Below are 12,398 nucleotides of genomic sequence, written 5' to 3'. Positions count from 1 at the left end.
AGCGTGCCGACAGCAAGGTACAGACCAGCCAGACCAAGGTAACCGGTATGGGCACCAGCATCTGATCCACCAGCGCCCAGATGACGAAAAACAAGCCGGCCGCCGCCATCAGCCAGGCACAGGTAAACACCCCGCACTGGCGGGGCGTTTGAAAAGAGGCAACAGCAAAGGATCAGGCTTTGAACTGGACGTCCGGATCGTAGATACGTGCGTCGTCGCTCCAGTTACGCAAGCCCAGGATACGCTCCCCCAGTGCACTCAAGTCCGCACGGGGGTAACGGGTCTGCTCCCATTCGCGCGGGTCGCCAGGGAAGGCAAAGCCCTTGGCCGGTTCACGCCGGTACCAGGAGGCCACGCGCTCATCCCGCAGCGGGACATTGGTCTCGTCTGCCGGGGTAAAGCTGATGTACTGGGCCAGCCGGACGCCGTCGACCGACGTATTGGGCCGGATACCATGGGCCAGCAGGCTGTTGAAGATCAGGAAATCGCCTGCCTGCATAGGAATGAAGCGCAAGGGCCAGGGTACTTCCCCCGGGGTTTCGAGATTGGGTCGCCAGGGGTTGCGGTCCTTGGGAGCGGTACGTCGCCACTCGGCAAAATGCTCGAACAACTCGGGAATGCACTGAAACCCGCCTGACTCTTCACGGGTATCCGACAGGGCGAGCACCCCTTGCACATTGACCGGCAGCGGGTCCAGCGTGGTATCGGCATCCCAGTGGATAAAGCCACCGAATCGACGCGCGCCGCGGTTGGGCGTGTTAAGGTTGGCCCGATCTATGGTGACCCACAGCGACTCGGTGTCCCAGATATCGACGAATGCATCGTAGATACGCTGGGTCTGCCGGTTGTCCCAGAGCGTCTGGTTCTGGTAGGCCTCGACCATGCCCGAGCCGTTGAGCTCCTGCATTTCATGGCTACGCAGCTCCCGCTGATCCCAGGTCTCCGGCTTCTCCGGGTTGAGTTCCTGGAAGGCCCACAGGAAATCGGTCGTCCGTTTGACTTGTTCCACCGGCACGGCCTGCTTGACGATCACATAACCGTAGGTCTGCCAGTGCAGGAAATCCGCGTCGCTCAGCACTCGTAGCGGCAACTGCTTCTTGATGTCGCGCAGCTGCGGCCGCTCAGCATAGGCCACGGTAGGATTACCGGGGCGTTGGTCACCATAGCGATAGCGGTCATTCATGTCAGCCTCCATGTAGTTGGAATGTGCTGCCATTGTGCCCAGCCACCCGGCGCGCAATTACACGCAAGCTGCCGCTTATTGATACGATAGTGACGTTTTTAATCTGACATATCGTCGCCATGCGCCCCCAGTTCGAGCATGTCACCCTCCCCCCAGGCGCCTCCTGGGCGCTGCTGTGGCGGGAATTGCCGGAGATTCCATTTATCTGGCACTACCATCCCGAATTCGAACTGACCCTGACGCTCAATGCACGGGGACAGCGCTATGTCGGTGACCATCTGGCGGATTTCGAGCCGGGCGACCTGGTCCTGGTCGGCCCCAACCAACCTCATACCTGGGCGGCAACAGAGCGGGCCGATGCCGAGCAGCCCATGCTCGCGGTCGTGGTCTGGTTCAGTCAGGAGTGGCTGGAGCGGCTAGTCGGCGATCTGCCGGAACTGGCACCGCTACGGCGGCTGGCACAAGCAGCGGGCCGTAGCCTGGCCTTCTCCGGCGCGACGGCCCAGCTCGCCCAGGCTCTGCTGCTCGCACTGAAAACGCAAGACCCCGCCGCCAGGGTGCCCACGCTGCTGCAGGTGTTGCTTCTGTTGGCAAACGACGAAGCGGCCCAGGCGCTGGCCAGCACGCAACTCAGCGCGAGCCGGGATGTGGGCAAGGAGCGGCTCAACCGCATACTGGACCGCCTGCACCGGGACTTTACCGATCCGCCCTCCATCGCCATATTGGCCGAGCAGGCGGCCTTGTCGGTCGGTGCCTTTCACCGCTTCTTCAAGCGCCATACCGGCCAGACCGTGCTGAGCTACCTGACCCAGTTACGGATCGGCCACGCCTGCCAGTTGCTGATTGCTACCGACAAGCCCATTGGGGTGATCGCCAGCGAATCGGGCTATCAGAACCTGGCCCATTTCAATCGCCAGTTCCTTGCCAGCCGCCAACTGACACCGCGCGCGCTGCGAGCCCGCTACCGTTCTGCGGAAGCCCCCAGCTCGGCAGCGGGCCTGCCATAATGAGGGCTTGAACAGGAGCCACCATGAGCGACGCCAACAACCCTTTTGCCTTCTTCCAGCAGTTCTTCAAGCCCATGGAAGGGATGCAGCCTTTCATGCCCCCCATGACCGAAGAGGAGTGCGCCCGCAAGATCGCCGAGCTGCGCACGGTGGAGCAATGGCTGGGCATGCAGGTCGGTATGCTGCAGATGAGCATTCGGGCGCTGGAATTGCAGCAGGCCAGCCTCGCGGCACTCAAGCCACGTGAAAAGCCATCCGCAGACAGTGGCGGCTAGCTTCCCTCTTACGCTGACTTCATAAGGGGAATGCAGATCTCAGTCAGCAGGTCTTCCGGCGCGACCTCTCCCGGCATATTCAGATACTCCTCCCAGTCCGCCGTATGGCGCAGCTGCAAGCCGCAGGACGGTACCCAATCGCGGTAGATGGCCTGCCAGGTCTGCCAAAGCGTGTCGTAAGGCCCGCGGTGCAGGAAAACGGCGGCCGGCCCACCCTCGAAGAGATGGAAATCCAGATCGCAGTCCGGTGGCAGAACGATAGGTTCACGCAGGACCAAGGCAGCATGAAACGGTAGTTCGGGATCATTCGGGCCGATCGGTGCGCGACCACAAAAATCCAGGCTGCCGCAAACCAGCGCACGCCATTGCGCATTGGCCGCCACGGCAGCCTCAAGCCGTCCAAAGGCCTTGCGGGCGGCGATACCGGCATTGTTGTTGATCATGCCGTATTCGGTCGCGATCAATAGCGGACGATTGGGGAAATCTCGGAATTCTGGCTGCAGCATGGTCTTTCCTTTATCGGAATGCACAGGAGGGAAAGTCCGGAACGGATGGGGCAAGCCGCGGGCCATGGCCCGGCGCAAGGCCGTGGCGCTGAGGCCGGTACTGCGCCGCAGAGCCTTGCCCAGCGTATGCACACTCTCGAAACCACAATCCACGGCGATCGCCGTCACGCTGGCATCAGTCGCGAGCAGCTTGTCCACCGCGGTATGTAGCCGCCTGCGCTGCAGATACTCGACCGGAGACTCACCCTGCATCGCGACGAACATGCGCTGGAAGTGGTAACGCGACATCAGCGCCACCTCCGCCAGTTGTTCACCGTCGATGGATTCCGCCAGGTGAGTCTCGATATAGACGATCACCCGGTTGATCCGATCACGATAGGTCAGTTCGGTTTGTCTACGCATGGCGCTTCCGTTCCAGGACGGTCAGAGACTATTGCAAGCGAGTAAGGGCAGCTCTCCCGAAATTGCGCATTTCCCGGCCAACCGGGTCATTAACTAGTGCGCTACATCCGTCTTCAGACCCGTGCGGCCGACCATCCACCAGGACAACAGGCCCAGCACAGAGCAGGACAAGGCCCCCAGTGCCAGCATCCAAGGCGTCGGTGCCAGCCAGGGCGAGACCACGCCGGCCACCACCGAGCTGAACATCAATTGGATAAAGGCCTGCATGGACGAGGCCGTACCCCGCTCATGCGGGTACAGGTCCAGCACCAGCAGGGTCAGCGTCGGGAAGGCCAGCGAGATGCCAATACCGGTCAACATGACGGGTATCACCGCCCATGGCCAACTGATGCCAGGTGCCGCAAGGCAGTAGAGCACATTGCCGACACCGGCGAGCAACATGATGGTATAGGCCAGGCGGACATTGGATGCCGGCGTATGGCGGCCCGCACGGCGGCCCGACAGGTAGGCACCCGTCATCATGCCCAGGATGGTGGGCACGAAGAAGTAACCGAACTGCGTTGCCGTCAGCTTGAGGTGCGTCAGGACGAACACCGGCGCGGAGGCAATGAAGATGAACAAGGCCGAGAAGTTGAACGAGCCGGACAGGCACAGCCAGACATAAGCCGGGTTGCGCAGCATGTCGAGATAGCGACCAAACAGGGGGACCGGTGCCAGCGGTGAACGAGCAGACTTGGGATGGGTCTCCGGCAACCAGCGCCAGCAAGCGGCAAGCAGCAACACCGAGAACAGCGCCAGAAACCAGAAGATGGCCTCCCAGCCAAACTGGGTGCCGATCAGGCCACCGATGATGGGTGCGATGGCCGGCGCAACGCCAAATACCATCGTGATGCGCGACATGACCCGCTGTGCCTCGGCGCCATGGAAGCGATCACGAATGATGGCACGGCCGACTATCAGCCCGGAGCCTGCCGAAAAACCCTGAATAGCCCGAAAAACCAGCAACTGCCACAGGCTGGTAGAGAAAGCGCAGCCCACCGAGGCCAAGGCAAACACCACGACACCCGCCAGGATGACCACGCGCCGCCCGAGCGCATCGGACAAGGGGCCATGCAACAGTGACATCAGGCCATAGGCGAGCAGGTAGACGCTGATGGTCTGCTGCATTTCGACCGGGCCAATACCCAGCGCACGTTCCATCTGCGGGAACATGGGGAAGATGGTATCGATGGAGAATGGCCCGAACATGGCGAGACCCGCCAGCAGGAGAACAAAACCGGCGCGAGAAGGTTCGGTGTGGGTAGCAGACATGTAGAGGGGGGTGCCGCCGAACAGGGAAGCCCGTGAGTTTAGGCCAAGCCTGCCCGCTTGAACCGGCACAGTTTGCATCGCTTGTCCGGTGCGGTTCGACAAACCCCGTCACGCCACGATGGCACAACGGGGTTGGCGACGATCACCCCTTGATGCGTACGTTCCGGCCGCTGATATTGCGTTGGGCGGGGTTACCATAGACCGTGATATCACCCGAGCCCTGGGTACGGGCGGTGACCGACTGGCTGACGGCGACCGTGACATCACCCGAGCCGTAGCTGGCGAGTTCGGCGATCTCGGCATTCAGGCCGCCAAGGTTGGCATTACCCGAGCCATAGACATTGGCGCTGACGCTACGGACCGAGCCGGCAGCACGCAGGTTGCCGGAACCGCGTACATCAGCTTCCAGGCTCTCACCTTGCAACTGACCCAGCGACAGGCTGCCCGAACCGTTGAGGCTGGCCTTGGCACGGCTGATCTTCAGGTTGCCGGCTTCAATGCTGCCCGAGCCATTGGCGCGTGCTTCCAGCGTATTTACCTGACCGGAGAGCTGGATGGTACCCGAGCCATTGCTGTTCACGGCCAGCGTGTCGGCGCCGATACCCATTGCGCTGATACGGCCTGAGCCCGAAAGGCTGAGCTTGCCGATCTGGGGACCGGTGTAGCGGACGCGCAAGGGGCTGCTGCTCTTGATGCTGCCTTCCACCCAGACCCGCAAGGTGCCATTGCTGACTTCGGTATGCAGCAGCGGCAGCAGGTTGCTGTCCGCCTCGACCTCGAGCGCAACGACCGGACCCTGGCGCACGTCAGCGTAGATCGGGCCGTTGACTTCGAGTGTCTCCGCTTTTGCGATTGCACGGGTCTCGGTACGGATCTGGCCATCGCCCACCGTTTGCGAGCTACCGCTGGTATAGGAGTACACCTCTCCGTCACCGGGAACGACGACGATGGCGCAACCGCCAAGTGCAAACAGACAGGCTAGGGTAAGCAGGGAGCGGGTCATGATGATTTCCTCGATAGTGGGCGTGCCGACCGGCACCGCATGAAACATAGCATACCATTAAGTATGTTATATTCCACAAGCCTCCTTACACACCGTCGCGCCCTTACCACAGGCCGCTAGGGAACCAGGATGGTCGACCCGACAGTCTTCCTTGCGGCGAGGTCGACATGCGCACGGGCCGCCTCGGCGAGCGGATATCGCTGCGCGACACTGATGCGCACCGAACCCTCGGACACCACGGCAAACAGCGCAGCGGCGGCGGCTTCGAGTTCGGCGCGGGTCGCGATATAGCTGCCGAGGGTCGGTCGGGTCAGGAACAGGGAGCCCTTTTGTGACAACAGCAGGGGCGAGAACTCGGGCACCGGCCCCGAGGCATTGCCGTAGGTCACCATCAGCCCGCGTGGCGCCAGGCAGTCCAGCGAGCCAGCAAATGTATCCTTGCCCACACCGTCGTAGACGACCCTCACCCCCTGCCCGGACGTCGCTTCCCGGGTCGCTGCCACGAAATCCTCGTTGCGATAGTCGATCACCCTGTCAGCACCGAGCTGTCGAACCAGAGCGACCTTGTCCGGCCCACCGGCCGTCGCAATAACCACCGCACCTAGCGCCTTGGCCCATTGCACCGCAATCTGCCCTACCCCGCCTGCCGCGGCATGGATCAGGATGGTGTCCCCCGGCTGGACCGCATAGGTGCGCCGCAACAGGTATTCGGCCGTCAAGCCCTGCAGCATCATGGCGGCAGCCGTTTCGAAACTGATGCTGTCCGGCAGCTTGAGCAGCTTGTCGGCGAGGATCAGTCGTTCGCTCGCATAGGCGCCGAGCGGACCGCTGGCATAGGCGACACGATCACCGACTGCCAGGCCGGCCACACCCGACCCGATCGCTTCCACGACGCCGGCCGCCTCCGAGCCCAGGCCAGAGGGTAAAGGCTGCTTGTAGAGGCCGCTGCGGTAGTAGGTATCGATGAAGTTGACGCCTATGGCGTGGTGGCGAACCCGTACCTCCCCCGGTCCGGGGGCGCCAACCTCGGCCGACTCCAGTTGCAGGACCTCAGGACCACCGGTCTGGTGGAAGCGGACAATCTGGCTCATGGCTTTGCTCCATCAATGACAAAGGCCCGCCCCTACCGGGGCGGGCCCTGGTTGAAACAGGGAATCAGGTCTTGAAGTACGCGACCATCTCACGCAGATCGGCCGCCTGATCCGTCATGGCGGTCGCCGTGGCCGACAGCTCTTCTGCCGCGGCAGCATTGGATTGCATGGACAGGCTGATCTGGCTGACACCGGAATGGATCTGCTCGATCCCGCTGGTCTGGTCGGACGAAGCAGCGGAGATTTCCTGCACCAGGGAGGCCGTACGGCGGATGCTCGGTACCATGACATCGAACAGCTGGCCGGCCTGGTTGGCAAGACCGACGCTGGTACCCGCCAGTTCACCGATCTCACGCGCGGCGTTCTGGCTGCGCTCGGCCAGCTTGCGTACTTCCTGGGCCACCACAGCAAAGCCCTTGCCGTGAGGCCCAGCCCGAGCGGCTTCGATGGCGGCATTGAGCGCCAGCATATTGGTCTGGTAGGCGATCTCGTCGATCACGCCGATCTTCTGCGCGATCTGGTTCATGGCGATCACCGTCTGCCGGACGGCGTCGCCGCCCGCCTCGGCCTGCTCGACGTTCTGCATGGCGATCGCATCGGTGGCGCGCGCATTCTCGGTGTTTTGCGCGACCGAGGCCGTCACCTGCTCCATCGAGGCACTGGTTTCCTCCACGCTGGCAGCCTGGCTACTGCTGGAGGCCGACAGGGACATGGCAGCACCACTGATCTGCGCCGCCGCATCGCTCACCAGTTCAGTGGAATTACGCACCTTGCCGATCACGGCCGCCAGGGTCTCACTCATCAGATGGACGGCGACCGCCAGTTGGCCAATTTCATCCCTACAGGCCACGCCTGAATTTGTCTTGAGCCGCCCCTGGGCAATCTCGGCCAACGCACCGTTGACCTTGCGCAAGGGCAGGATCACAAAGCTGCGCATCGCCAGCGACAGCGCCAGGACGATGACGGCATCCAGGACCAGTATCTGGCCCAGGATGAAGATCAACCGGGACCGCAATTGCTCTTCGATGTCGGCATTGCTGGTGATGAGTTCGATCCGCCCCACCGTCCGCGCCGTGCCGTTGGCGGAATACCGCAGCTCGCGTGAGCGGCGTTCATCGCTCTCGGCCAACTGGGCCTGTCCCTGTACCACCTTGCCGGCAGCATCGCGCTGTATGGACAGGAAGACCTTGTCCTCGGCACTGACGGTAATGCCGCGCACAAAGCTGCGATTGATCTCGGAACGGACAATGCTTTCGACCTGGGTTGCGTCGAAATTCCAGACGGCGACCGGTAACGAGAGGGAAAGTCGATCCAGTATGCCCGCCAGGGTTGCCTGGCGCTGCAGCTGCAGATCTGCCTGGGTGCGGTAGTAGTTGTAGGCACCCGACGCCGCCAGCACCAGGGTGACCACGGCGACGAACAAAAGATTGAGCTTGAGGCTGATACTTTTGAAATTGAACACAATCCGCCCTTATCGGAACCGCGTAATCGCTTCATCCTAGCCTAACTGGCTAATGTGTCCCAAAAACAAAAAGGCCCGCCAATATGGCGGGCCCTTTACGCTACTTATCTATCAAGCACTTAAGCAGAAAATTCTGGTCGCTAACGAGCATCAGCGAGGCGCCCTCGCGGCGGCGAGGGCGGGGGGTGCGGGTTATAAAAAGCAAAAGACCCGTCGACACCCCACCACCGGTTAGCGCCCGGCTTTGCCGGGCGAATGATCTGCAGATCCAGTCAGAAGCCTCTGGCAGAGCCTCATCAAGCGTGTTCACCTTCGCCGCCGGCCATCAGCTTGACGTTACCGCCGACCGCTGCAGTATTGACCGTCACGGTGCGTTCGCAGGCAAACCGCAGCAGGTAGTGCGGGCCACCGGCCTTGAAGCCGGTACCGGACAGGCCTTCGCCGCCGAAAGGCTGCGAGCCGACCACGGCGCCGATCTGGTTACGGTTGATGTAGAGATTGCCTACCTTCGCGAGCTTGCGCACGGTGGCAACCGTGCTGTCCAGGCGGGTATGCACGCCCATGGTCAGGCCAAAGCCGAGCTTGTTGACTCGGTGCACCGCATCGGCCAACTGTTCGCCCTGGAAGCGTGCCACATGCAGCACCGGACCGAAGGTCTCGACCGTAGGCAACTGATCCAAGGAAACCTCGAACGCATGCGGCGCAAAGTAGCAACCGTCCGCCAGTTCAGCCGGTACCGGCGTCGTGGCGATCAGCTTCGCACCTGCCTTGAGCTTGTCGCAATAGGCCGCGAGATCGCGTTGCGACAGGGTGTCAATCGTAGGACCGACATCGGTCGACAGTTGCAGCGGATCGCCCAGACGCAGTTCCTGCATAGCCTGGCCAAGACGGGTGATCACGGCATCGGCAATGTCGTCCTGCACCAGCAGGATGCGCAGCGCAGAGCAACGCTGGCCCGCCGAGTTGAAGGCGCTCATCAGTACATCGATGATCAGTTGCTCCACATGGGCGGAGCTGTCGGCGATCATGGCGTTCAGGCCACCGGTCTCGGCGATCAGGCTGGCAATGGAGGAGTCGCGCGCCGCCAGGGTACGGTTGATCTTCCAGGCGGCACCGGTCGAACCGGTGAAGGCCACGCCGGCCACCCGGGCATCACCCAGCAGCTTGTCGGACAAGCCACCCGACTCACCCGGCAGGTAGTGCAGCACATCGCCGGGCACACCGGCATCCAGCAGCGCCTCGATAGCGCGCATGCCGATCAATGGCGTGCGGCGCGAAGGCTTGGCAACGACGGTATTACCGGCAGCAAGCGCCGCGGTGACCTGGCCCAGGAAGATGGCCAGCGGGAAGTTCCACGGTGCAATGGCGATGAAGGGACCACGGCCGGTCAGGCGCAGTTCGTTGGATTCACCGGTCACGCCTGGCAGGGGGATCGCGGAACCCATCAAGCGACGTGCCTCGTGGGCATAGAAGCGGCAATAATCGACTGCCTCGCGCAGCTCGCCCAGCGCATCCGGCAGGGTCTTGCCGGCTTCGCGGCTCAACAGCCAGAGGAATTCATCCTGGCGTGCTTCCAACAGGTCAGCTGCCTTGTCGAGCAGGGCGGCGCGATCCGCAGCGGGCTTGTCGGCCCAATCGTCCTGCGCTGCGTCGGCCAGGTTCAGGGCGCGCTCGACATTGGCGGCGTCGCTGGCGATCAAGGTGCCGATCTGGCGGCGCTGATCGATAGGACTGAAACGCGGCTGGGCATTTCCCGCCGGGCGTTCACCACCCACGATGGGGCTGGCGCTGAAGGTCTGGGTTTCGAGTGCGGCAAGGCGCTGGCGCAGGGGTTCCAGCGTAACGATATCGGTCATGGCAAATCCTTGGCTGTTGCGGCGGGGCGCGAAGACTTCGCTGGGGGCTTTGACGCCGGGCGTAACAGCCTGGCGGGCGACGGTCTGCGCCGGATTGTCGGCAATGCTTTCCAGCGGCACGCTGGTATCGGCCAACTGGTGGACAAAGGAGGAGTTGGCACCGTTTTCCAGCAGACGGCGCACCAGGTAAGGCAGCAAGGCATGGAAACGTCCCACCGGTGCATAGACACGGCTGGCAACGCCTTCGCGCTCATTGAGCTGGCTGTGCAGCGCCTCACCCATGCCGTGCAGGCGCTGGATTTCCAGCTGGCGTGGCGTGTTGCGGGTGGCCTCCATGATCCAGCTCAGGGTCTGGGCGTTGTGGCTGGCAAACTGCGGATAGAAGCGCTCCGGCCCATGATTGAGCAGCTTACGTGCACAGGCCAGGTAAGCCACATCGGTATGGTGCTTGCGGGTGTAGACCGGGTAACCGTCCAGGCCGTTTTGCTGGGCGCGCTTGATCTCGCTATCCCAGTAGGCGCCCTTGACGAGGCGGATGGGCAGCACGCGGCCGGTATCGGCGGCGAGGTCGGCCAGCCAGTCGATCACGAAAGGCGCACGCTTCTGGTAGGCCTGGACGACCAGCCCCAGACCACGCCAGTCCTTGAGACTGGGCTCGCGTACCAGGCGTTCGTACAGCCACAGCGAGGTCTCCAGGCGTTCGCTCTCCTCGGCATCGATGCTGAACACCAGATCGGCCTTGGCGGCAGCCTGGGCCAGGTCCAGCAGGCGGCCATACAGCTCGGTCTGCACCCGGTCCAACTGGGCGAACTCATAACGGGGATGGATGGCCGAAAGCTTGACCGAGATCGATTGACGGGCAAAGCCCTGGTTAGCATCGGGGCGTTTCCCGAGGGCGGCGATCGCCTCGTGGTAGGCCACGAAGTAGGCTTCGGCATCCGCCTCGGTCAGCGCGGCCTCACCCAGCATGTCGTAGGAGTAGCGCCAGCGCGGATCGGCATTGTTCAGCGCCTCCTCGATCGTCTCGCCTACCACGAAGTTGTTGGCCATGACCTTCATGCCCGCTTTCATGGCATTGCGCAGCACCGGCTCACCAAGCTTGCGCAACAGGCGGTCGAACCAGTGGCGTCCTTCGCTGGCGTCGATCCAGGTGTCGGTAAACAGCAAAGCGCGGCTGGCGGCGCTGACCAGCCAGGTCGCGGTCTGCGAGCGGCGCCAGTCACGGTTCTCCAGCAGGTCGCGGATCAGGATGTCCTGGGTGGGTACGTCCGGCACCCGCAGCAGCGCCTCAGCCAGCGCCATCAGCGCCACGCCCTCTTCACTACCCAGGCCATAGCTTTGCAGGAAGGCTTCGAAATGGTTCTTGCTGGCCGCGTGACGGACGCCTTGCGCCAGTGACAGGGTCCGGACATGGACCGCCTTTTCGGCATGCTCGTCCAGGCGCGCCAGGGGCAGGAGGCTGGCGATCGCCTCGGCCTCGTCGCGGAACAGGTTGTTACGGATACCGTCAAAGCTGGGCAAGCTCTGCGGTAGATCGGCATAGAGAGGAATCATGTGCATGGCCTAGAGGCTGTGATGCTCGTTAAAAACCCGCGCATCGGGATCTCGATGCGCGGGTCGATGCGGGCACGGGCCGGGGCGGGTAGCCCCGCGTTCTTGTGGATACGCTGCCTGTTCCCTGCCGCCACCCGCAGTGCTGGCGAATGGCAAGATGAACGGGGCGCATGCTACTGGGGCTCGCACCAAATGTGCCGCTATATTCACCGACCAAAACCGCATAAAATCCGGTCATATCCAAATTCACCGAATTAAAATCTAGTGAACACCCATATAGACCGGATAGACCGAAAAATCCTCAGGGAGCTGCAAGAGGACGGCCGTATAGCCAATGTAGACCTGGCCAAGCGAATTGGCCTGTCTGCCACCGCCTGCCTGGAACGCGTAAAGCGGCTGACGCGCGATGGCTATATCCTCGGCTATGGCGCACGCCTGAACCCCGAGCTGCTGGACGCGGGCCTGCTGGTCTTCGTGGAAGTCCTGCTGGACCGCACCACCCCCGAAGTCTTCGAGCGCTTCAAGCTCGCTGTCACCGACCGCCCCGAAGTCCAGGAATGCCACCTGGTCGCCGGCGGCTTCGACTACCTCGTCAAGGCTCGGGTCCGCGATATGAAGGCCTACCGCGACTTCCTCGGCAACACCCTGCTCTCCCTCCCCGGCGTACGCGAAACCCATACCTACGCTGTGATGGAAGAGGTCAAGCACGCTACCAGCATCCACATCCCCAACTGATCGCTCCAGGCCT

The 12,398-nt window shown here is 62.7% G+C and carries 10 protein-coding genes; 3 read left to right on the top strand and 7 right to left on the bottom strand.

The window, feature by feature from the left end:
* Positions 1-172: 172 nt before the first annotated feature.
* Positions 173-1,183, bottom strand: a complete 1,011-nt coding sequence (locus ACYVHK_RS03620; RefSeq protein WP_460527692.1) for a phytanoyl-CoA dioxygenase family protein — start codon at positions 1,181-1,183, stop codon at positions 173-175.
* Positions 1,184-1,302: 119 nt separating this feature from the next.
* On the opposite strand from ACYVHK_RS03620, the gene ACYVHK_RS03615 reads away from it, so the two are divergent.
* Together ACYVHK_RS03615 and ACYVHK_RS03610 are read left to right on the top strand one after the other, a co-directional pair.
* Entirely contained in the window at positions 1,303-2,190 is an 888-nt protein-coding gene (locus ACYVHK_RS03615) for an AraC family transcriptional regulator (RefSeq protein ID WP_460527690.1), read from the top strand.
* Positions 2,191-2,213: 23 nt separating this feature from the next.
* A complete protein-coding gene (locus ACYVHK_RS03610) occupies positions 2,214-2,465 on the top strand; it encodes a PhaM family polyhydroxyalkanoate granule multifunctional regulatory protein (protein WP_460527688.1) in 252 nt (83 codons plus the stop codon).
* Positions 2,466-2,473: 8 nt separating this feature from the next.
* Here the strand turns inward: ACYVHK_RS03610 and ACYVHK_RS03605 are convergent, their stop codons facing one another.
* The 6 genes from ACYVHK_RS03605 to putA form a co-directional block, all read right to left on the bottom strand.
* Positions 2,474-3,373 carry an AraC family transcriptional regulator gene (locus ACYVHK_RS03605; protein WP_460527686.1) on the bottom strand — a complete coding sequence of 300 codons (900 nt, stop codon included), beginning with the start codon at positions 3,371-3,373 and terminating at the stop codon, positions 2,474-2,476.
* A 93-nt stretch (positions 3,374-3,466) separates the two neighbouring features.
* Entirely contained in the window at positions 3,467-4,684 is a 1,218-nt protein-coding gene (locus tag ACYVHK_RS03600) for a multidrug effflux MFS transporter (RefSeq protein ID WP_460527684.1), read from the bottom strand.
* A 142-nt stretch (positions 4,685-4,826) separates the two neighbouring features.
* Positions 4,827-5,687 carry a head GIN domain-containing protein gene (locus ACYVHK_RS03595; RefSeq protein WP_460527682.1) on the bottom strand — a complete coding sequence of 287 codons (861 nt, stop codon included), beginning with the start codon at positions 5,685-5,687 and terminating at the stop codon, positions 4,827-4,829.
* Positions 5,688-5,803: 116 nt separating this feature from the next.
* On the bottom strand, positions 5,804-6,778 hold the full coding sequence (locus ACYVHK_RS03590) for a quinone oxidoreductase family protein (RefSeq protein WP_460527680.1): 975 nt from the start codon (positions 6,776-6,778) through the stop codon (positions 5,804-5,806).
* Positions 6,779-6,842: 64 nt separating this feature from the next.
* Positions 6,843-8,240: a methyl-accepting chemotaxis protein gene (locus ACYVHK_RS03585; protein WP_460527678.1), complete on the bottom strand. Its 1,398-nt coding sequence runs from the start codon at positions 8,238-8,240 to the stop codon at positions 6,843-6,845.
* Between the two features lie 296 nt (positions 8,241-8,536).
* Positions 8,537-11,650, bottom strand: a complete 3,114-nt coding sequence (gene putA / locus ACYVHK_RS03580; protein ID WP_460527676.1) for a bifunctional proline dehydrogenase/L-glutamate gamma-semialdehyde dehydrogenase PutA — start codon at positions 11,648-11,650, stop codon at positions 8,537-8,539.
* Between the two features lie 264 nt (positions 11,651-11,914).
* Between putA and lrp the strand changes: the two genes are divergently transcribed.
* Positions 11,915-12,385 carry a leucine-responsive transcriptional regulator Lrp gene (lrp, locus tag ACYVHK_RS03575; protein ID WP_460527674.1) on the top strand — a complete coding sequence of 157 codons (471 nt, stop codon included), beginning with the start codon at positions 11,915-11,917 and terminating at the stop codon, positions 12,383-12,385.
* Positions 12,386-12,398 lie beyond the last annotated feature (13 nt).

The sequence above is a fragment of the Chitinimonas naiadis genome, from assembly GCF_054780835.1.
The sequence above is the reverse complement of the archived record's forward strand: the minus strand, read 5'-3'. Positions and strand labels throughout refer to the sequence as shown.

Excerpts from the sequence above, each read along its gene's own strand:
- ACYVHK_RS03615 (WP_460527690.1), top strand. The coding sequence starts at position 1,303 with ATGCGCCCCCAGTTCGAGCATGTCACCCTCCCCCCAGGCGCCTCCTGG.
- ACYVHK_RS03610 (WP_460527688.1), top strand. The coding sequence starts at position 2,214 with ATGAGCGACGCCAACAACCCTTTTGCCTTCTTCCAGCAGTTCTTCAAG.
- ACYVHK_RS03620 (WP_460527692.1), bottom strand. The coding sequence starts at position 1,183 with ATGAATGACCGCTATCGCTATGGTGACCAACGCCCCGGTAATCCTACC.
- ACYVHK_RS03595 (WP_460527682.1), bottom strand. The coding sequence starts at position 5,687 with ATGACCCGCTCCCTGCTTACCCTAGCCTGTCTGTTTGCACTTGGCGGT.
- ACYVHK_RS03605 (WP_460527686.1), bottom strand. The coding sequence starts at position 3,373 with ATGCGTAGACAAACCGAACTGACCTATCGTGATCGGATCAACCGGGTG.
- ACYVHK_RS03590 (WP_460527680.1), bottom strand. The coding sequence starts at position 6,778 with ATGAGCCAGATTGTCCGCTTCCACCAGACCGGTGGTCCTGAGGTCCTG.
- ACYVHK_RS03600 (WP_460527684.1), bottom strand. The coding sequence starts at position 4,684 with ATGTCTGCTACCCACACCGAACCTTCTCGCGCCGGTTTTGTTCTCCTG.
- putA (WP_460527676.1), bottom strand. The coding sequence starts at position 11,650 with ATGATTCCTCTCTATGCCGATCTACCGCAGAGCTTGCCCAGCTTTGAC.